The 18,474-nt window shown below is 68.3% G+C and carries 19 protein-coding genes and 4 pseudogenes; 6 read left to right on the top strand and 17 right to left on the bottom strand.

Features of this window, described 5'->3' with window-relative positions; genetic code table 11:
• Positions 1 to 2: 2 nt before the first annotated feature.
• Together ACWD1U_RS22990 and ACWD1U_RS22995 are read right to left on the bottom strand one after the other, a co-directional pair.
• Positions 3 to 491: a hypothetical protein gene (locus ACWD1U_RS22990; protein WP_451110059.1), complete on the bottom strand. Its 489-nt coding sequence runs from the start codon at positions 489 to 491 to the stop codon at positions 3 to 5.
• Between the two features lie 25 nt (positions 492 to 516).
• Positions 517 to 1,092, bottom strand: a pseudogene (locus tag ACWD1U_RS22995) (DUF317 domain-containing protein); the annotation flags it as partial.
• Positions 1,093 to 1,199: 107 nt separating this feature from the next.
• Here ACWD1U_RS22995 and ACWD1U_RS23000 point away from each other — a divergent pair.
• Positions 1,200 to 1,829 (top strand): class I SAM-dependent methyltransferase, encoded by a 630-nt coding sequence (locus ACWD1U_RS23000; protein ID WP_451110060.1) that lies wholly within the window; start codon positions 1,200 to 1,202, stop codon positions 1,827 to 1,829.
• 58 nt (positions 1,830 to 1,887) lie between these two features.
• Here the strand turns inward: ACWD1U_RS23000 and ACWD1U_RS23005 are convergent, their stop codons facing one another.
• From ACWD1U_RS23005 to ACWD1U_RS23025, 5 genes and pseudogenes are all read right to left on the bottom strand, one after another.
• Positions 1,888 to 2,367, bottom strand: coding sequence for an integrase (locus ACWD1U_RS23005; protein WP_451110062.1), 480 nt, complete (start codon positions 2,365 to 2,367; stop codon positions 1,888 to 1,890).
• Between the two features lie 1,059 nt (positions 2,368 to 3,426).
• On the bottom strand, positions 3,427 to 4,608 hold the full coding sequence (locus ACWD1U_RS23010; protein WP_451110064.1) for a tyrosine-type recombinase/integrase: 1,182 nt from the start codon (positions 4,606 to 4,608) through the stop codon (positions 3,427 to 3,429).
• A 144-nt stretch (positions 4,609 to 4,752) separates the two neighbouring features.
• Positions 4,753 to 5,067: pseudogene (locus ACWD1U_RS23015) on the bottom strand (DUF317 domain-containing protein); the annotation flags it as partial.
• Positions 5,064 to 6,293 (bottom strand): ATP-grasp domain-containing protein, encoded by a 1,230-nt coding sequence (locus ACWD1U_RS23020; RefSeq protein ID WP_451110065.1) that lies wholly within the window; start codon positions 6,291 to 6,293, stop codon positions 5,064 to 5,066. The pseudogene ACWD1U_RS23015 and the gene ACWD1U_RS23020, both read right to left, overlap by 4 nt.
• A gap of 52 nt (positions 6,294 to 6,345) precedes the next feature.
• A complete protein-coding gene (locus tag ACWD1U_RS23025; RefSeq protein ID WP_451110066.1) occupies positions 6,346 to 6,630 on the bottom strand; it encodes a hypothetical protein in 285 nt (94 codons plus the stop codon).
• Positions 6,631 to 6,752: 122 nt separating this feature from the next.
• Between ACWD1U_RS23025 and ACWD1U_RS23030 the strand changes: the two genes are divergently transcribed.
• The 3 genes from ACWD1U_RS23030 to ACWD1U_RS23040 all read left to right on the top strand — a co-directional run bounded on the left by ACWD1U_RS23030 (position 6,753) and on the right by ACWD1U_RS23040 (position 10,452).
• Positions 6,753 to 7,880 (top strand): tyrosine-type recombinase/integrase, encoded by a 1,128-nt coding sequence (locus ACWD1U_RS23030; RefSeq protein WP_451110068.1) that lies wholly within the window; start codon positions 6,753 to 6,755, stop codon positions 7,878 to 7,880.
• Positions 7,877 to 8,200 carry a helix-turn-helix domain-containing protein gene (locus ACWD1U_RS23035; protein WP_451110070.1) on the top strand — a complete coding sequence of 108 codons (324 nt, stop codon included), beginning with the start codon at positions 7,877 to 7,879 and terminating at the stop codon, positions 8,198 to 8,200. Before ACWD1U_RS23030 ends, ACWD1U_RS23035 begins: the two co-directional genes overlap by 4 nt.
• A gap of 1,181 nt (positions 8,201 to 9,381) precedes the next feature.
• The gene (locus ACWD1U_RS23040) at positions 9,382 to 10,452 is read left to right on the top strand and encodes a hypothetical protein (RefSeq protein WP_451110071.1); all 1,071 of its coding nucleotides are present in this window, start codon (positions 9,382 to 9,384) and stop codon (positions 10,450 to 10,452) included.
• A gap of 55 nt (positions 10,453 to 10,507) precedes the next feature.
• Here ACWD1U_RS23040 and ACWD1U_RS23045 read toward each other — a convergent pair whose 3' ends face one another.
• The gene (locus ACWD1U_RS23045) at positions 10,508 to 11,125 is read right to left on the bottom strand and encodes a DUF6000 family protein (RefSeq protein ID WP_451110218.1); all 618 of its coding nucleotides are present in this window, start codon (positions 11,123 to 11,125) and stop codon (positions 10,508 to 10,510) included.
• Positions 11,126 to 11,355: 230 nt separating this feature from the next.
• On the opposite strand from ACWD1U_RS23045, the gene ACWD1U_RS23050 reads away from it, so the two are divergent.
• Positions 11,356 to 11,925: a DUF3885 domain-containing protein gene (locus ACWD1U_RS23050; RefSeq protein WP_451110072.1), complete on the top strand. Its 570-nt coding sequence runs from the start codon at positions 11,356 to 11,358 to the stop codon at positions 11,923 to 11,925.
• Here the strand turns inward: ACWD1U_RS23050 and ACWD1U_RS23055 are convergent.
• From ACWD1U_RS23055 to ACWD1U_RS23095, 9 genes and pseudogenes are all read right to left on the bottom strand, one after another.
• On the bottom strand, positions 11,907 to 12,491 hold the full coding sequence (locus ACWD1U_RS23055) for a YrhB domain-containing protein (RefSeq protein ID WP_451110074.1): 585 nt from the start codon (positions 12,489 to 12,491) through the stop codon (positions 11,907 to 11,909). The two genes, ACWD1U_RS23050 and ACWD1U_RS23055, sit on opposite strands and share 19 nt — an antisense overlap.
• 213 nt (positions 12,492 to 12,704) lie before the next feature.
• Positions 12,705 to 13,940, bottom strand: coding sequence for an MFS transporter (locus ACWD1U_RS23060; protein WP_451110076.1), 1,236 nt, complete (start codon positions 13,938 to 13,940; stop codon positions 12,705 to 12,707).
• Positions 13,937 to 14,416 carry a regulator gene (locus ACWD1U_RS23065; RefSeq protein ID WP_451110078.1) on the bottom strand — a complete coding sequence of 160 codons (480 nt, stop codon included), beginning with the start codon at positions 14,414 to 14,416 and terminating at the stop codon, positions 13,937 to 13,939. Before ACWD1U_RS23065 ends, ACWD1U_RS23060 begins: the two co-directional genes overlap by 4 nt.
• Positions 14,413 to 15,255: a winged helix-turn-helix transcriptional regulator gene (locus ACWD1U_RS23070; protein ID WP_451110080.1), complete on the bottom strand. Its 843-nt coding sequence runs from the start codon at positions 15,253 to 15,255 to the stop codon at positions 14,413 to 14,415. Before ACWD1U_RS23070 ends, ACWD1U_RS23065 begins: the two co-directional genes overlap by 4 nt.
• Before the next feature lie 42 nt (positions 15,256 to 15,297).
• Positions 15,298 to 15,711 carry a hypothetical protein gene (locus tag ACWD1U_RS23075; RefSeq protein WP_355727832.1) on the bottom strand — a complete coding sequence of 138 codons (414 nt, stop codon included), beginning with the start codon at positions 15,709 to 15,711 and terminating at the stop codon, positions 15,298 to 15,300.
• A 10-nt stretch (positions 15,712 to 15,721) separates the two neighbouring features.
• A complete protein-coding gene (locus ACWD1U_RS23080) occupies positions 15,722 to 16,165 on the bottom strand; it encodes a hypothetical protein (RefSeq protein WP_355821297.1) in 444 nt (147 codons plus the stop codon).
• Positions 16,162 to 16,644, bottom strand: coding sequence for a hypothetical protein (locus ACWD1U_RS23085; protein WP_451110082.1), 483 nt, complete (start codon positions 16,642 to 16,644; stop codon positions 16,162 to 16,164). Before ACWD1U_RS23085 ends, ACWD1U_RS23080 begins: the two co-directional genes overlap by 4 nt.
• A 95-nt stretch (positions 16,645 to 16,739) precedes the next feature.
• A complete protein-coding gene (locus tag ACWD1U_RS23090) occupies positions 16,740 to 17,060 on the bottom strand; it encodes an SH3 domain-containing protein (protein ID WP_451110219.1) in 321 nt (106 codons plus the stop codon).
• Positions 17,061 to 17,241: 181 nt separating this feature from the next.
• A pseudogene (locus tag ACWD1U_RS23095) lies at positions 17,242 to 17,588 on the bottom strand (hypothetical protein); the annotation flags it as partial.
• Between ACWD1U_RS23095 and ACWD1U_RS23100 the strand changes: the two are divergent.
• Positions 17,575 to 18,000 (top strand): annotated as a pseudogene (locus ACWD1U_RS23100) (helix-turn-helix domain-containing protein); the annotation flags it as partial. The pseudogenes ACWD1U_RS23095 and ACWD1U_RS23100 sit on opposite strands and share 14 nt — an antisense overlap.
• Positions 18,001 to 18,474: the final 474 nt, after the last annotated feature.

An 18,474-nucleotide genomic window follows, 5' to 3' on the forward strand; every position in this document is an offset into this window, starting at 1 on the left:
GCTCAGCGAGCGCGAGCGCCGCCGCGCGCGGTCGGCGGGGCGGGAGCCGTGTGCGTGCTCCTGCTGGCGGCGCGGTTCGGCGCGGACGCCGCCCATGCCCCCGGGAACCAGACAGCGGTGTATTGCTCGATGGCGTCCCGAAGCCCGGTGAACTCGGCTCCCTCCCACGGTGGTTGACCGGCGCGGTGGTACTTGTTGAAGGTGCCGTGAGTGGAATTGTTCAGGGGCCTGTTGCTGGCCACGTCTCGGCGGTGGAAGGTGCCGTGGTCCAGGAAGCTGAGGCTGACCGCATCGATCTCGCCGCGGTCCGGGTGGACGACCGCAAGGCGTAGACCGCCGAAAGTGTCCGCATAGATGGTGCGGGTGAAGTCGATTCGGAACCGAAGGTGCGTGCCTGGAGTCGGCACGGCGAGGTAGGTGTTGCCCACGACGGTGCTGTCGTGAAAGGGGATGCGGAGTTCGGCGAAGAACTCAGGGGCTTGCAGGGACAAGGAGGATCTCCGGTCGGGTCAGGAGCTACCGGCGGCCGGGCAGGGCCGGTCGGCTGGTGGTGCTCCAGCGCGGGACGCTGGCCGCGGGCAGCGCAGCCGGACGGCGGGAGGAGACGGCCCGCTGCACGTCGAGCGGAGTGGGAGCCGGCGGGCCCGGCGGGAGGATCGGGGTGAGCTGGGCCATCCCCTTGATGTAGCTGGAGGTCGCCTCGCGCCACCGGGGCAGGGGAGCCGGATCGGCGATGCACTCGGTGACGGCGGTGAGCAGGGCGACCGGGGTGTCGGTGCTGGCCGTGGCGTACCAGACGGGCCGGTCGACGGACTTGCCCGCCCACAGCTGCCAGCGCGCGTCGCGCGTGGTCAGTTCGGTTTCCGGATCGAGGTCGCCGGTGGTGAACTCCATGCCGGCGAGCCCGTCCGGGGCCCGGACCGCGAAGACGCCCCAGCGCGGTCGGTCGATCTCCCAGCCCTGCTTCAGAAGCGGCACGACCGCGAGGAAAGGATCGTGCTCGTCGATGCCGGAGATCGGCCGGGCCAGGTAAGCATCCGGCCCCTGCTCGTACGCCGTGGCCAGGATGGTGGTGAACGCCTGGACAAACTCTTCTCTGAACTACCGAGGGTGCCCCGTGCTCAGGTGAGGGGACGATCAGTCCTGAGAGGAGGGACCGGAGAGCGGCTGCGAACTGCCAGGGTGTTAGTTTCCTTCCCGTGTTAAGACACCAGGACGAGACCAGGGCGGCCTATGACGGGGTCGTCGACCTGTATGCGTCGATGTTCGCTAATCGGCTGGAGACGCAGCCATTCGCGCGGAACATGATCGGCACCTTCGCCGAGCTCGTTCGTGCCTCGGGGAACCTGCGGGCAGCCGACGTCGGGTGCGGCCCCGGTCATCTGACGGCCATGCTGCACGACTTGGGGCTGGACGTCTTCGGACTCGACCTCTCCCCGGCGATGGTCGCCCACGCCCGGCGAGCCCATCCGGCGCTGCGATTCGACGAAGCGCGAATGGAAGCCCTGCCCTCCGAGGACGGCGCACTCGGCGGAGTGCTGGCCCACTACTCGATGATCCATACCCCACCTGGAGAATTGCCCGCGCTACTCGCCGAACAGGTGCGTGTCCTGGCACCAGGGGGCCTGCTCCTGGTGTCCTTCTTCGGGACCGAGGGACCGGAGCCGGTCCGCTTCGACCACAAGGTGACGCCCGCCTATAGCTGGCCGGCGGACCGGTTCGCCGAGCTGCTCGCCGAGGCCGGACTCGTCACGTTCGCCCGGCTGCTCCACGACCCAGCGTCCGAGCGGGGCTTCCTCGACACCCATTTGCTGGCCCGCCGCCCGTAGGGCGTGGCTCGTGGCCTGGATCGGGGTGGTGTAGATCATTCGCGTGGATGAGGCTCGACTAACTTGAAGGTCCTCTTGCCGTACTGATTCGTGTCGCGATCTGGCTGAAGCGCGGCATGCCGAGATCGATCACTTGGCGTTGACGGACTTGCTCTGCATCGAGCTGGGTGATCTTCTCCTCTGCGCTGGCGAGGCTGACTTGGAGTCCTTCGATCTCACCGAGCCATCCCTCCTGTTCTGCTTCGGTGATTCGGGCGATCAGGTTGTCGCGGATCTCGACGAGGCGGTGTCTCTGAGCTGGATCCGGTCGGAGCATGGAGCATCGAATGCACGCGTGTTCGTGGATGCAGGGAGTTCCGAATGCGCGAGCGCAGATCCCGATGGACAGTTTGCGTCGCTCGAAGTGTCCGAGGAAGGCATCCCATTCTTCGTTGGTTGGGGTTCGGTACTCCTCGCTGGGTCGGAGTGCTCGGCGCCGGGCAATGAACGCGCGATGGGCCTCGATGGCCTCGCTGGGGTAGATGGCGTTGTATCCCATGGTCGTGTTGATGTTGGTGTGCCCGGCGATGACCTGCGCGATGTGCGGGGGAAGGCCGCTGCGGATGGCGTCGGTGATGAAGAGCCAGGTGAAGAGAGTCGATTCCCGGATGATGCTGTTCCAGGTCGCCCCAGAAGTTGCTGGCCAGGTGCCGGGATAAATTGTTCAGGGACGTGTAGTCGAGACCGGGCTGCCGCTCTTTGAGGTAGTCCACCAAGAGATCTCTGATGGGGCGGCAGCGGACGCCGAACCGGTCGATGAGCTGTTCCATCGATACCTGCCCGCTGGTGTTGGCCAGGTAGCGCAGTGAGCTGGGTGCTTCTGCGGGGAGGGTGCCCAACTCCCGCAGCCAGGCGTAGAAGAGGGTGTAGCCGCGGGATTTGTCGTTCGCTGCTTTGAGCGCGGCGAGATACTCCACGGCGTCGCCGACGGTGATGTCGGCCAAGGTGCCGCCCTTGGCGGCAACGATCTTGACCAGCGCGTGCAGGGCAGGGCGCCCGACGTTGGAGGACCATGTGGCAGGTTCGATCATCGCTTCGAGCCGGGCGAATCCTTCCGGGTCACGGGTAGGGATGAGCCCGATCCGCAGGCTGGTCATGTTGGCCGAGGTTCGCGAGAGCAGCCAGGGGAGGGCTGGCCTGATGACGTCTGCACAGATCAGACTCAGTAGTCCGCCGGACAAGGTCTGCCGTTGCGAGGGGCCCGCGGCGGTCCCGATCCAACTGGGTGCCAACCGCGCCCAGTCGTTGCCAGGACGTGTGCTGGCGGGGCTGGCGTTCCACCGCTGCTGCCAGGTGGCCCCCGGGAAGGTGTCCAGCCACTGCAGGATCTGGCGAGCTCCGCGGATCCGGGCTCGGTGGTGCCTCACGTCCGCCGGCCGCAAGGGAGGCTGGTGCAGACGAGCCAGGATGTCGGCCTGCGTGCCTGCCGTGGCCGCCCAGTCGTCCTCGGCAGGTCTGGGCGGGAAGCGCAGGGCGACGGCCCTCAATGCTTCTCCGGCCAGGCTCAGGGACGTGGGAGGTGCGACATGCGTCGCGACGGACATCGTCTCCGCAGGTGTCACCAGGCAGTCCCGAAGAGGTTGTTGAGGGATTCAGCGTTGTAACCGGCCGCCGGTGGCGGTGGAACCCGCTCGGCGGACTTGGCCCGTCGGGCATGGTGTGCCCGAACGTGTTCGATCACCTCGTCCCGGTCGGCCGGAAGATAGAGCTGTGTCGTCGACAGGTGTGCATGGCCGAGCACCCACTGCACGTCGGTCAGCGGCATCTTCGGATCCCTCGCCAGCCGATAGGCGGCGGTGTGTCGAAGATCGTGGAGAGTCCAGTTTGTACCGAGCAAGTTGTTGGCCCGGTTGAACATCGCACGGGCCGCCGGATAGTTCAGGGGACGCCACGGGCGGCGTAACGTCCACCACAGCCCCTCGTTCTGTCCGCGGGGGACCCCAGCCCGCCAGGCGCTCTCCTGATAGAGCCGTAGCCAGACGAAAGCGTCCGCTGAGCAGGGGAGTTGTTGATAGGCCCGGCTCCCCTTGCGGACCACCCCCAGGACCTGTTGGCCGGGCAGCGCGTCGCGTTGCCGACTGGTGAGCAGTTCCTCAGCACGAGCCCCGTTGGAAACCCAGAAGGCCAGCAGAGCTCGATCACGGTCGTGCTTCAGCGCGGCGAAGAGCGCGTTGAACATCGCGTCGGGGATCCGCCGAGGCGCTCGCTTGGGGATGGCCGGCCGGTAGCGGCCCTGTCGTTCGTGGCGAAACCGCTCGTCAGGGTTGTGGTGAGCGTGTGCCCTGCCATGGCGCCGGGAGCGATCCAGTGGAAACGGGTTCAGGATCGGGCCGGTTCCCTCGGAGAGGTGGAAGTCGTAGAAGGCCCGCAGGACGGTCTCGCAGTGCGCTCGCGTTGTCGGCGCGTATCTCGGCCCTGGGGACGACTTTCCTGTGATCGGATTGGGGGCTCCGGGCGGCAGCTGCTCTCGGGCTGGCTTTGGTGTTGTCTCCGTCTGGATGGCCCGTCGGTGGCGCCAGTGCAGCGGTGCGGACTTGTTCGCGATCTGCATCCAGCGGGCGAAGTTCCGAGCGTCCGACCGGGCTGCACGATCCCAGGCAATCCCCCAGCCCCACAGGAAGCGCCACCAACGCAGCAGATCCATTCCGTATGACCGGATCGTGGCTGCTGACTTGTCACAAGCCAGCAGCTCCGCGAAGAAGGCGGCCACGGGTTCGATCTCGACACCGTCCGCGTCCAAGAGGACAAACGGTCTCCATCGATCTCCTGTCTCCGCCAGCTGTCCGGCCTCGGGCAGCACGAAGCTTGCTAACTCCCTCTCGGGTTCACGTCCAAGCATCCACGGAAGCTAGCAGAAAGGCTATCTGACCTGCGAAAATGTTGGAGTTAGTTCAGTCAACGGTTCGGTGGGAACGCGGTCGTTAAAGCAGACGCCCCACGCCGGCGGTCCGAAGGAGTCCTTGTAGGCGTTGATGCGCCAGAGCCCGTCGTCCTCGCCTTCGGGCAGGTAGCCCAGGCGCACGCGCCGGTCGGGGGCGGTCACGTGCACGTTGCCGAGGTCGTCGTGCTGGAAATCCCAGCCGAGGTCGAGCAGCGGGGCGAGGGCGGGGTCGCCGGTTCCGGTGGTGGAGGCGAGGTGGCGCGGGGAGACGTAGACGTCGCCGTCGATCTCGTGGTGCGAATCGGGCTGTGGGTTCATCGGTCTGCCCTCGTGGTGACGGTGATCTCGTCGGCGGCGGTGTCGAGGCGTTCGGTGACCTCGGCGGTGGTGCGGCCGGTGACGATGTAGAACCCGGCCCGGGCGGTGAACAGGTCGCCGTCGGGCGACACGACGAGCTCGTCGCGGATCTCGCGGATCCACTGCACTTGGCGCAGCCAGGGGGTGTGGGCGGCGAAAGGCTGGTTGATGTGCCGGGCGGTCAGGGTGCCGGAGGTATCCGGATAGAGCATGCGGATGCCCGCGGCCCCGCTGCGGGTCGAGGTGAGGTCCGGCGCTCGGCCGCAGGCGAGGTCGGCGGCGGCCCGGGGCAGGTCGATGCCGGTGGCCAGTCGGACAAGGTGGCCGATCATGTCGCCGCCGATCCTGGCATTGACCTCGATCAACCGCGGCCGACCGTCCACCAGGCGCAGCTCGACGTGCTGCACACCGTCGGTGATCCCGAGGGCCTTGACCGCAGCAGCGGCGGCCGGGGCGACCTGGGCCAGGAGCGGGTCGGCGGCATCGACGGTGTGCCCGGCCTCGTCGAAGTACGGCGCGGGGCCCAGGTGCTTGCGGGTCACGGCGACCGCCGTGGTCGCTCCGCGGTGGGTGACGCATTCGACCGAGAATTCCGGCCCGTCGAGGTACTCCTCGACCAGGACGTCGGTGTCCTCGCGACTGCGGCTCGCACCGGCCGAGGCGAACGCGAACGCGGCGGGCAGTTCTTCGGGCCGGTCGACGCGGATCACGCCGATGCTGCCCGCGAAGGCCGCGGGCTTGATGACCGCCGGCAGGCCGAGGGTCATCGTCGCCAGGCCAGCCTCCAGTAGAGTCCGCGCCCTCATCGAGGCGGCCGAGGGCACGCCATGGCGGGCGAACAGAGCCCGGGCGATGGCCTTGTTGCGACAGGCCCGCATCACCTCGATGGACGTCGAGGACAGCCCGAGCGCGCGGGCGAGGCGGGCGGTGGGGACGAGGTGCCACTCGTCCCAGGTGACCACGCCGGCAAGGTCATGGTGCTCGGCCAGCGCCCGGCCTCCGGCGAGCAGCGCTGCGGGGTCGCTCAGATCGACCACGGTGTGGTCGACGATGAACGGCTTCTCCCACGACGGCTCGGTGCCGGTGAGCAGGACGACGTCGTACGCGGCGGCCACCTGCTCCAGGCAGTAGCCACGGTAGGTCTCGTCGCCGGCAGAAACGACGAGCACGAGAGGACGAGCGGACAAGAAGGGGTTCTCCGTATCGGTGGACGGCGGGACGAGGGAAGAGAGGGGTGTCTCAGGCGGCACGGCGGCGGCGCAGCTCGAACGCCGCAGCCCAGTGAGGGTGTTCGCTGATCAGGCGGCGGGCGTAGAGGGCGGTGTAGTTGTTGTTCAGCCCGGCGACCCCATGAGGGAGCTGGCGGCGCAGGTCCTCGAACAGGTCCTTCAAGCTGACCCGGGTTGCGCCGGCGGCCAGGCGGCGAGCGGCCATGCGTTCCAGGGCCCGGTAGACGTGCGGGTTGTGGGCGTCGAAGGCGTGGAACTGCTCGCAGGCTGCCGTATTGCATCGAATGCAACACATCTCGCGCTGCGCCAACTCGCTGAGCTGCAGTTGGTAAGCAGGTTAGCGCCGGGTCGGTGGCTGGTCGGGATGCGCTGACCTGGCACCCGTTACCGACTCAACGATGATGCGTTAGATGCATCGTGAGTGCTGTCGTTGATATGCCTGGAGCCGCGCGCCTGGTCCTCGCCGCCGGAGTCGTGCACCTGGACCCCGAACCCGTCGTCCTAGAAGCGATGTTGGAAGGCTGGGCACTGCAGCAGCGCACGCGCTTCTTGAGGGAGTCGACAATCAACCCCCGGATCGCGCTGGTCCGTCGACTGGCCCGATTTACCAATGAGTACCCGTGGCAATGGGACCCCGCCGAGGTGGAGGCATTCTTCGACGATCTTCGTACCCGGCGGCCTGGCAGGCCGCTGGCGGTGTCGACCGCACGGAACTACCAGAACGACCTTCGGCTGTTCTTCGACTACATCACCGACACCCGCTACGGCTGGCCGTCCACGTGCAACGAACGATTCGGTCGGGCTCCGGTCCAGCTTCTGCACGAGTGGAACACGATCACCCACACCAGCGAGTACGAAGGAGCCGCCGAACGCCGCCCGCTCACATACGACGAAGTCCAGACCCTTTTCGACGCCGCCGACGGCCGTGTTGAAGAGATCCGCGCACGACGACGCAAGGGCTCACTCGCGGCCCTTCGCGACGCCATGGCCTTGAAAACGGTCTATGCCTTCGGCCTGCGGCGCCAGGAAGCCTGCGGCCTGGACCTGTGCGACCTGCGCCGGAATCCCAAGGTCGCCGACTACGGCCGTTTCGGAGCGATCTTCGTCCGTCACGGCAAGGCTTCCAAGGGCGGACCCTCCAAGCGCCGCAGCGTCTTGACCGTCCCGGAGATGGACTGGATCGTCGACGTTCTCGACCAGTACGTCAGCGAGGTCCGCCCCGCTTTCGTGCCGGGCAAGCACCCGGCGTTCTGGATCACCGAGCGCCGCGACCGGATGTCCCTACGGCGGTTAAACGACGCCTTCGAGACAGCACGCCGGGCCGCCGACCTGCCCGCTGAGCTGGACCTGCACTCGCTGCGGCACAGCTACGTGACCCATCTGATCGAGTTCGGTTATCCAGAGAAGTTCGTCCAGGACCAGGTCGGCCACGCCTACGCCAGCACCACGGCCATCTACAGCCACGTCTCAGACGAGTTCCGAAACCGGCTGCTGCGACGCTCACTGCAAGCCCGGCACGGCGATCTATGGGGGCAGGAAACATGATCAGGAAGATGGGCATCGACTGGCAACTACGGATCCGGATGGCGGAGAAGGGCATGTTCCAGACCACGGAACTCGTCCCGCTGCTGGCCGAACGCGGCGTGCATCTGTCACGCGAGCAGGTGTTTCGTCTCGTGACCCAAACACCGCAACGGCTGTCCATGGACACGCTCGCCGCGCTGTGCGACATCCTCGCGTGTGAGCCCAACGACCTGATCCGGGTGGAGGTCGCCAACGCTGAGGTGCGCAAGACCGCCGGCGAGCAGCCGGTACCCCGGCCGCGGGCGCGTCGAACGACGATCCGGCGTCCAGGCCCAGAATGACCGCTCCTCTCCGCCTCGACGAGGCCCACCGACAGGTCGTCGCCCACCTGGCCGCTCGGCTCACGGGGGTGACCGGTGAACAGGCAGCGCAGGCACTGGAGCGAGGGAAGATCACAGCACGTTCCTGCGTCGCCCTTGCCCGCCATTTCCAGGATCACCCAGACGCCCTGACGAATCCGGGCCCGACACCTCCGCAGAATCTGGTGCGGCTCGCCCATGCCCTGGCGGACGCCGGACACGGCCCGGTCACCCTGCCGACCTGCGCCGGCTGCGGAAAGACCTCGCGCCAACTCACACATCGCCTCCCGGCCGGACACTGCTGTTCGGCCTGTGCTCGTCGGGTACGGCCGCCGAAAACCTGCTCAGGCTGCGACCGACAGATGAAGATCAACGCCCGGGGCCCCAACGGGCCGCTCTGCGGCACCTGCTACGGCAAGCACGTTGCCACCACATGCGGGCAGTGCGGGCGCGTACGCCGCGCGACCTACCGCATGCCCGACGGCAGCGTCCGCTGTCAGGGGTGCCACCCACGCCCCGAGCGCACCTGCGTCGGGTGCGGAGATCAAGCCCCAGTCCAAGCGATCTTGGCGGACGGTCCGGTCTGCCGGCGCTGCTACCGACAACCCCGGCGCCCCTGCGGCAGCTGCGGAGAAGTGCGCACGGTCGACCGGCGCGGTGGCGACGGCAGGCCCGATCTGTGCTCCCGCTGCTATCAAGCACCGCCGGTCGCCTGCTCCTCCTGCGGCCGGCTCCGGACCTGCGCGCGCAGGGTGGCGGGCAAGCCGTTCTGCCAGAGCTGCTGTCCCCGCCCTACGGGCCCATGCGCACGCTGTCTCCACGACCGTCCTGTCCATGCCTACTGGCCGATGGGCCCGGTCTGCAAGCACTGCTACGCGGCAGTGCGCGCACGCCCCGGCGCCTGTGCTCAGTGCGAAGAGCGACGTCCGCTGATCGGTTTCACCGATGCGGGGAACGGCATCTGCGGACCCTGCGCCGGAGTCGATCTCACCTATGCGTGCCAGCGCTGCGGCACGAGCGAAAGGATCTTCCGCGAGCAGTTGTGCACCCGTTGCTTCGCCACGAAACAACTGGCCGAAGCTCTCCGTGGACAAGACACAACGGTCCCTGCGCAGCGGCAGAACTTCCACTCGGCTCTCGCCGCCGCAGGACATCCCCGCAGAGTGGCGCATTGGCTGACCCGCGCCGGAGTGCCCGCCCTCCTGTCCCAGCTAGCCGTTTCCGATGAGGAGATCACCCACCAACAGCTCGACGATCTCCCCAACACGCCGACCACTCGCTACATTCGCGACGTCCTCGTCGTCGCCGCGGTGCTGCCGCCGCGGGACGAACGATTGGAGGCCCTGCCCCGCTGGGCGGACGCCCTCTTGGCCCAGGCACCGCTCCCCCAGCGCCAGCTCGTCACCCCCTTCACTCATTGGTATCTGCTCCACCGCATCCGCCGGGTCCACCGGCACCGCCCGCTACGCGCCAGCACACAGCACCAGATGCGATCGCGACTGCGCCGGGCCCTGGAACTGCTCGACTGGCTCGACGAGCACGGCACCACTCTCGGGGAACTCACGCAGCCAGAACTCGAGATGTGGCTGGACGAAGGGGCTGTAGAACGTCGTGAGGTGCGTGCCTTCGTCACCTGGGCGCGAGGTCGGGGCCTTGTCGGCGAGCTCGTAGTTCCCCGGGCACGCATTGCCGCACCCAGCGTCTTCATGACGGACGAGGAGCAGGCCGAGCAGCTGCACCGATGTCTCGGCGACGATTCTCTGCCTCTCGATGTTCGTACGGCTGGTGCCCTGACGCTCCTCTTCGGGCTGCAGCACACCAAACTGCTCGAACTCACCGTGCGCGACGTCATAGACGACAACGAGATGGTGGCGCTCAACCTCGCAGGTCATCGTCTTCCGCTGCCGCCCGAGGTCGCCCGGTTGGTCCGTGCGCAACGCGACCAGTGCCAGGCACGTTGGCAGCTCGATCAGACAGCCAGCACAACACCGTGGCTGTTCCCCGGCCAGGAGCCCGCCCGCCCTCTCGGAGCCACCTACCTCAATTTGAAGCTCCGCCGACACGGCATAGCGCCCCGCGCTGGCCGTAACAACGCTCGTCTCGCGCTCGCCACCGACCTGCCGGCATCTGTCCTCGCCGACTTCACTGGCACCAGCATCAGCAACGCGACCCGTTGGACCGGATACGCCAGACGCGACTGGCTCGACTACATCGCGTCCCGCACACAGATCTGACCACTCCCAGAGCGGCGGGTCATGGCCCAGAGAGACCACCACGAGATGGGGGCGGTCATAGCGCCTCGGCGCATTCGTCGACGAACGCGCAAAGCCGACGAATGAGGCTCAAGAAGAAGGGAGTGGGGTCCGAGTCGCCCTGCATGTGAGGTGCGTCCTGGAGCCACTGCTGCCACAGGCCACCCGGTTCCCGGAAGCGGTCGGCTTGACCACCTCCAAGGTTCAGGTCGATGAACTGGAGAGCGCCCATGACGACGGTTTGGTCGTACGCGAGGTCAGGGCGGCGGAGGTAGCGATCAAGGTAGGCGGCGAGCAGATCAGCGTCGCGCGCCGTTCCGAAACTGGCCAGGGCCACGCTATAGGCCAGCCCAACACAGCAGACCTCGCTGGCCAGCAGGAGTTCCCCGAGGCGCTCACGGAACTCGGTCCGGCGGGAGACAGCTACGAGCCACGCTGCGGTTCTCCGTTCTCGCCAGCCGCCCTCAAGGAGAGTGGCGATCTCATCTGCGGTGATGAGTCCCGCGTCCTCGCAGAGATCTCGCATGAATCGGTCGCACTCAGGACTTTGCATGCGCAGCATGCTGTCGCCGAGCTTCAGGTAGCGCTGCTCGGGCGTAACATAGCGGCGAACCAGGGCCCGCAGCTCGGCATCTTCGTGGGGATGGCGTATCACACGGCCGATGTTGCCGTGCTGGTGCAAAACGAGGCCATACCATTTTGCGCTGCTCGTTCGCCGCCTCACCGGGACCAGCGCGACGGACTGGACGAACTTCATCAAGCGCGACTGGACCGGCTACGTCAGCAGCCGGCGAAGTGATAGCTGCGAAGTCGGTTTCTCTCGTGGGTGATCCCCGGCATCATGGTCGTCGGTAAGTTTGTACGCGAGAGGGACGAGTGCGGCGGGTGCCTGGGGACGAGCAGGCTGATTTGACGGAGCTGTGGCAGCAGCGTTGGCTCAGTTGCCCTCCGGTTGGGTACAGGCTCCGTGACCCGTATCGGGATGTCTGGGTACGTTTTCACAGCCTGCCGGAGTCGAAGCGGTATCCCGAGGACGAGAGCGAGTACACCGTAGTCCTGGAGCGTTACAACACCGTCCTTGATGAGTTGTTCGCTGGTGCGGACGTGTACGTCATCACTCCGCTCTGGACGACCGAAGCTGAGGTTCCGTCAGTGAAACCCGGAACGGGGTATTGGCAGAGCTTGCTGGTGGAGGACGATCCCGACCCTGAGTTCCGCACGTACTGCCACCTCTTTGCCGCCCACCGGCCCTGGCAGCGCGGCTGCGTCGACGACTTGCTCCGAGATACCGCCGACGACAAGGTGGCGGGAATCCTCATCACCGACACCCGCATGCAGCGCATCCACCACCCCTACGACGGTGGCGCCGACGTCTTCCTCACCACATCCGACGAGCGGGACCAGATGCGCGATCGGCATGTCGACTGGCTTTCCAGTCATCCCTCGGGTCTCTGACCGGCTCGGATCGCCGCCCCGCTCAGAACGGTCTTCACCGCAAGTACTGGGTTGAGAGGCTCCACGAGTTCCCTGGTGGCGACGGCCACGAGGCGGGCGGGTGCATCACCCTTCAGCAACCCGCTCACGTACTCGATGGCCTCCGCGGGCGAGAGCACAGGCAGCCTCTGGCGCAATGTCCGCACAGCATGCATGCGTCCGCGTGTAGGCGCGATTTCGCGGAGCACATCGTGTAGATCGTCCACCGCGGTGCGCACCGGGAGCCCACGTATCCGGGCTCGGTAGTCGTCCTCCCATGCCCCGGTCACCGCGGAGACGACGCCCATCTGATGCAGTCCCCCGTCGACACGGTCGACCAGGTACGGCCCGTTGCCTGCGAGCATGAACTCCGGATTCCGAGTGCGCACGAACTCCTCGGACGTCCAGGAGACGATCCACACCAGTTCGTGCTCCTCGACGTCCACCACAGCCATGCGCAGTGCCTCCGCACCCGCAGCCCGCCACCTTTGATAGTCGCGTTCCAGTTGTTCCTCAACGGCCCGAACGGCGGCTTCTCGCTCGATCACGCCTGCAGCATTCCGCACGGGCCCGGGCCCGGCCAGTGATTTCCCGCGGCCTGTAGGGCCACGTAGGGACAGTTGCCTGAGCTCCTTGCCCAGGAATACGGCAGCCGCGGAACAAGTGCTCTGCGCCAGTAGTGATGGTGCAACCAGTCACGCGGTGCGATCCAAGGGCGGCAATGGACATGAAGTTCTCCACAGGCTGGGGACGCAGCAGGGTCAGGTGCGCAGGGCGGGATCGGTTCGCAGGCGGGCGAAGGCGCAGAACAGACCGAGGGCCTGCAGCGCGGCACAGACGGTGATGACGTGGCCCAGCGCGTCGGGCGGAGTGAGCGCGGTGAGCACGCCGGCGACGGGGAAGGGCAGCAGGAGGATGAGGATGGTCGCCGACAGGGTGCTGCCGAACTTCTCCATAGGGATCAGGCGGGAGCGCAGGGTGCGCAGGACGACCGTCATGCCGCCTTCGCCCGCCATGAGGACCGCGACCAGGACCAGGTAGGACCGGTAGTCGGGAGCCTGGGCAGCGGCGAGACAGCCGAGCGAGACGAGGGCGGCGCAGGCGGCGCCGACCGGCCACAGGCCGAGGCGGTCGAGCGCAAACCTGCAGAGCGTGACGCTGAGGAGTGTCGCTGCGGCAGCGGCGGACCAGACGAGGCCGACTGCGGTGGTGGACTGCCCGAAGTGCTTGACAACGATCACGGGACCGGCCGCTTGAAGAAGGCCGGTGGCCAGGTTGGACAGGGTCAGCCCGGTCACGAGCCAGCCGAGCGCGGGAAGCGAGCGGATGGTGCGCCACCCGGTGAGCAGTCCGGCCCCGGACCTCCCCTTCGGCGCACGGGCCGGTGCCACGGGCGAGTGCGGAGTGCGCAGGGCAAGCAGCGCGGCAAGCAAGGAGAGCACGGTGATCACCGCGAGCATCAACGGCGGACCGGCAAGCAGGAGCACCCCGGCGAGCGCCGGACCGGCCAGGGTCGCCGTCTGGTCGATGCCGAGCAGGACGGCCTGGACACGGTGGGCCCGCCGTCCTGCTCGGTGGCCTGCGGCAGCGCCCGCGGTCTCGGCCGCGATATAGCTGAACTCGGTGAGCACGCCGGTCGTTGCCGACAGCACCATCACGGTCGCGCTCGCGACGGTGCCGGATGGGTGGAGGTGGAGCAGGACCGCGCCGGCGGCGAGGGCCAGCGCCCGGCCCAGGGAGGCCAGGTGGAAGACCACCGCAGCACCGCGCCGGTCGACAACCGATCCGGCCCACCCGAACGCAGCCAGCCGCGGGATCCACTCCAGGGCGAAGGCTGCGCCCGTCAGCGCGGCGGAGCGCGTCGTGGCCAGGACGAGCAGCGGGATGCCGTAGGTGGACATCGCGAACGCCAACGCGTCCGTCGTGCGGGGCAGGTAGATGCTGCGCATCAGCCCGCCGGTGTGGCGTGCGTGCCGGGGTGTGACCGCTTCGCTCACGCGACCGGCTCAGGTTCGGACTCCCTGGCCACCTGGAGGTTGTCGGCCAGCCACTGGATCAGGAGCGTGCGGAGACGGGCCAGGCCCGCCTCCGCTGGGTCGGCGCGCTCGGTGATGAGCGATCGTGCCAACAGGGCAAGGACGTGCCGAATGCGGCTGCTGAACTCGCAGACAGGGGCCGGGACGGCGTGACGCCGGGCCCAGCGGGCCATCGCGTCGTACAGGTCGGCCAACTCCATCCCAGCTTCGGTCAGTTCCAGACCGGTGCCGGGCGCGATCCGGATGAGACCGTGGGCGCGGGCCGTGTCGGATGCGCTGCGCAGTTGGTGCGTGGAGAGGTCGGGCAGGGTGCCGGCCAGCCGTCGCGGTGGTATGGCGCCGTTGTCGTCGATCTCGGTGACCAAACGGACCAAGGGCCGCGAGGCAAGCAGTTCGACAGCGCGCTGCGCTTCGGCAGACGTAAAGGGGGTGCTCATCGGCGCGGGCCTCCCGCCGGGACGGCTGCCTTCGGGCGGGCGGTCGCAGCGTGCGAGAAAAGATCCCCGTTGTGCCAGGCCGGAGGGGAGTGGGGTGTCCGAGCGGGTGGGAACGCCGTGGGGGCGAGCCGAGACTGGCTGCTGATCCACGACCTCGGCGCGGGCTTCGCCTGCGGGTGCCCCCAGACTGGGTGCTGGGCCGCCTGGTCGAGGGGCTGCCCGGCGGCCCACGCGGACAGGGTGCCGAGCACGGGGCCCAGGCCATCGCCGGCCGCGGACAGCCGGTAGGGCCGGCCCATGCCGTCGGTGTCAACCAGGCCGTCGGCGACGAGCTGCCGCAGGGGCGGATAGATATTGGTCCAGTCGCTGCTGGGCATCACGATTCGGGCCAGAGCCCGGCCGCTGACTTCCTCACGGGACTTCAGCACCCACAGGATGGCGGCGGCATGGCGCCGGGTGAGCAGGGTGAGGCTGTCCTCGATCTGCTCGATCGCGGCCAGCGGGCGGTCCGCCTTCTCCAGGTGTTCCTCGGCCCAGGTAACAATCATCGGCAGGACCGGCAGCAGGGCAACGCCACGTTCGGTATAGCCGTAGGTCACGTGCCGTGCGGTGTGTTCGGTGCGTTCGACGAGTCCGGCGTCGCACAGCGCCTTGAGTTTGGGGTGGAGCTGGCCGTTCTGCAGCCAGGACACCTTGGCCGCCAGCTCGCTGTAGCGCAGCGGCGGGCCGGAGAGGGCCAAGAGGATCCTCACGCTCCAGCGCGGGGTGATCATGGCGAGGGCCTCGGTGACCCGGGCGATGTCGGCGTCGGTGTCAGGGGGCAGAGCGGTGATGGCCAAGGGAGGAACTCCTGGGTGAATGAAAGGGGGATCGCCTGCGGGTCAGCGGCCGTGCGCCGGACTCGGCGCCGCAAGAGGCGGAACCGGAGCAGGCGGCGAGGGAGCTGGCGGGACAGGCGTCGGAGCCGGGACGCGGGCCAGGCTCTGCAGGACGGCGGCGACCGATTTGGCCTGGACCTCGCGGACGGCGACGGCTTCGACGAGCCGGCGGGTGCCGTCGAGAAGGTGGGAGACCTCGTGCGGGCCGATCTGCCGTTCGGGGTGGATGAGCCGGGCGAGGTGGTCGCGGTGGAAGTCGATGCTGCGCTCGGCGAGGGCAAGGTCGTCATGCATGCCGAGCAGGGCGCAGAGCATGCCGCGCGGCTGGTCCTGGGCGTGGGCTTCGAGGTCGGCGAACGGTGCGCCGTACAGGTCCTCGATCCGTCCAGCTATGTCGGTGGACGTGGGGTGGGGCAATCGGGGGCTTTCACGGTCGGCGGGCCCGGGCCGCCCCGGCACGCTGGGGTGCCGGGGCGGCAGACGGGGGCAGGGTTGCGGTGGCCCTGAGCTGAGCCGTTCGTACGGGCCGGGCCTGCTGTGCGGGCGGGGGCATGGTGCGCAGCAGCTCGCCGAGGGCGGCGCGGTAGGCGTCGCGGGCCTCCAGTGCCGCGTCCAGCCACTGCGCGTCGAAGCGGAGCTTGTCCGCCGACAGTTCGCCTAGGTTGCGGTCCGGATCCATGTCGGCGTGGACGCGGTCGCGGACGCGGGCGACCTGCTCCTCGGTGAGCGCCAGGAAGGACCGCAGTTCCAGGGCCCGGGCGAGCGCGGGCGAGGCATCGTGGTCGGCAGCCGCCTCGTACAGCTCGAGGACCGGCTTACCGAAGACCTTCTGAAGGTCGGCGTCCATGGTGGTGGCCTTGTCCCGGCTCATCGGGCGGCCCTTGCCGACCGCCACGCCGTCGCCGGTGCGGTTGAACCCGCGGGCCGGTTGGGGGCGCTGGTCTGCACCGCAGGCCCGGTGCGGGGCCGAAGGCGGGCGAGGCGCTCTGCGGCGAGGTCCTTCTTCCCCGGGGCGTTCGGGTCGAGGAGCCATCGCACCACCATGGCCCGGCCGTCGCGGGCAGTGACGGCCGCGTTCACCCTGTGGGCGAGGCCCATCGTCGGGTCGTCGACCTCGCTGGGCTGGGTCTGCAGTGCGGCGAGGAGGTCGTCCTCCGCGCGCTCCAGCACGGACTGAGCCTCGACGAGAAGGTTGTGCCACTTGACGACGTCGGTGGCGTCGGGATTCGCGGTCGGCGCGGCGGCGACCGCGGCCTTCAACTGGTCCATGCCCATGCCGAAGCGTGCTTCGATCCGTTCGGTGAGCACGCCCACGGCATCCGCATAATCCTCGGACATGCCGTCGGACAATGGGGACCTCCTGTTCTGGATAGGCCGATGCGTAGGGAATATGGGGGGTCCCGTGCTCGGCGATGAGCCGCTTGCCGGGACGTGCTGAAGTGCGTTTAGTCCAGGCACATGCGGACGTCGCGGTAGACGTACGTGCCGGAGACCCAGCCCTTGACGCCGGTCGTCTTGTCCGTGATGTAGACCCAGTTGCCGCTCTTCTTGTGAACGGTGAACTTGTGGCTCTTGTAGAGCACGCCGAGCGCCGTGGACTTCGAGCTGGCCTTGGACCGGATGGTCACGGCCATGGCGTGCACCGTGTACGGGAGCGGCGGCAGGTTGTGGCAGCTGACGGCGGGGGCGGCGGTTGCTGCGGTGGGTACGGTCGCGGCGCTGGCGGTGGTGGCGGACAGCACCGGCAGCGCGAGTGCGCCGAGCATCGCCGCGGATATGGCAACTCGGGTGGAGCGCATGCGGAAGAAGCCTCCGTGAAGGCGTGGGGAATGTGTGGAAGGGCGCCGCGGGGGTTGTCCCGGCGGCTGCATAAGAGTCCGGAGAATCGCCGGTTTGGCTAACCGGCGATCGTCGGCTATATTGCGCCGCCCGCGTCGGGCTGAGCGCTCAGCGCGAACGGCCTGGCGGGCGCGGGGCAGGGGCCTTCGCCACACCGGACGGGCGGCTGGCGGCGGCTGCCGGGCGGACCGGCGGGAGAGGGCCGGCCACGCCGGTGAGCCGGTCGTCGCACCACTGCAGGGCGTCGTCGACCTTGTCGAAGCCGCCCTCGCGCAGGGTGTGCGTCCAGGTGTAGGAGTAGCCCATGGCGTAGTGGTCGCCGTCGCCGGCGAGGCGTCGCTCCAGTGCTCGCGTGGCCTCGTCAGTCGGCGGCGGGCCCAGCTCGGATCGAGGCCGGTGGCATCGTGCGGGCAGCCGCGGTGGATGAGCCAGGACTGCGCCATCGCGGGCAGCGGTGACCGCTGCTGCAAGCTCCCGCCGCACCAGCGTGCGCTCGTCGGCCTGACATACCTGCGCAAGCACGACACCCTTGCGCAGATCGCCAACGGCTTCGGTATCTCGGTAGGCACCGCCCACGCCTACGCCACTGCGGTGATCAGTCTGCTCGCCAACCGTGCACCGGGACTGCTCAAGGTGCTGCGTGAGACCGATCCTGCGGCCGCGCCTACGATCTGACCGCAGCCCGCGACCACCGCATCATCCGGATCTGCGAACGCCAAGGCGTCCCCGTCCTCGCCGACCGTGCCTACATGGAGCCGGCCCGTGGGTGACGACGCATCTGAGACGTCCACCGGGCGGCGACCGACCCAGCAGACCGTCAACTATCCGCTACCCGCTGCACGCGCACCGGTCGAGCGCGGCGTGGCCGCTGCGGTGACGGCTGGGTCCGTCCGTCGGTACGGGGAAAGAAGTCACGGGCCGGCTGCCGAAATACACCTGCCGTCGCATCCCCGGCGACCGCCAGGGGGAAGGCTCCAGCTTCGCCCGTCCGGGAGACATACATCCCACAACACGACGTATGGACGGGTCTACCACGGGCTCCGTATCATCGTCGGGCGTCGGCAGCGCAAGGAACGGTTGGTGCGGCGGCAAGAGCACGGGGGGGCGATCTTGCAGGGGATACGTGTGTCCCATCCCGGCACCCTGACGGCACTCCGGTCACGGAGTCGTTCGGGCTCACCAAGGGTGCTCCGTACGTGGTTAGCCTGAGGCGCGCGTCCACCCTGACCCTGTGTGTGGGGACGGCCGCTACCGGTTCTGTCCTGGCAGGGCTGGAGAACCACTCCTGGTGGGGCTTGGCGGCGGCGGGCGTCGCCGGCGCGCTCGCCGAATTGTTGGCCG

Source organism: Streptomyces sp. NPDC002788, assembly GCF_053592115.1.

Bases quoted from the DNA above. Each gene is read 5' to 3' on its own strand.
- ACWD1U_RS23005 (WP_451110062.1), bottom strand. From the start codon at position 2,367: ATGGGATACAACGCCATCTACCCCAGCGAGGCCATCGAGGCCCATCGC.
- ACWD1U_RS23025 (WP_451110066.1), bottom strand. From the start codon at position 6,630: ATGTGTTGCATTCGATGCAATACGGCAGCCTGCGAGCAGTTCCACGCC.
- ACWD1U_RS23035 (WP_451110070.1), top strand. From the start codon at position 7,877: ATGATCAGGAAGATGGGCATCGACTGGCAACTACGGATCCGGATGGCG.
- ACWD1U_RS23065 (WP_451110078.1), bottom strand. From the start codon at position 14,416: ATGAGCACCCCCTTTACGTCTGCCGAAGCGCAGCGCGCTGTCGAACTG.
- ACWD1U_RS23080 (WP_355821297.1), bottom strand. From the start codon at position 16,165: ATGAGCCGGGACAAGGCCACCACCATGGACGCCGACCTTCAGAAGGTC.
- ACWD1U_RS23090 (WP_451110219.1), bottom strand. From the start codon at position 17,060: ATGCTCGGCGCACTCGCGCTGCCGGTGCTGTCCGCCACCACCGCCAGC.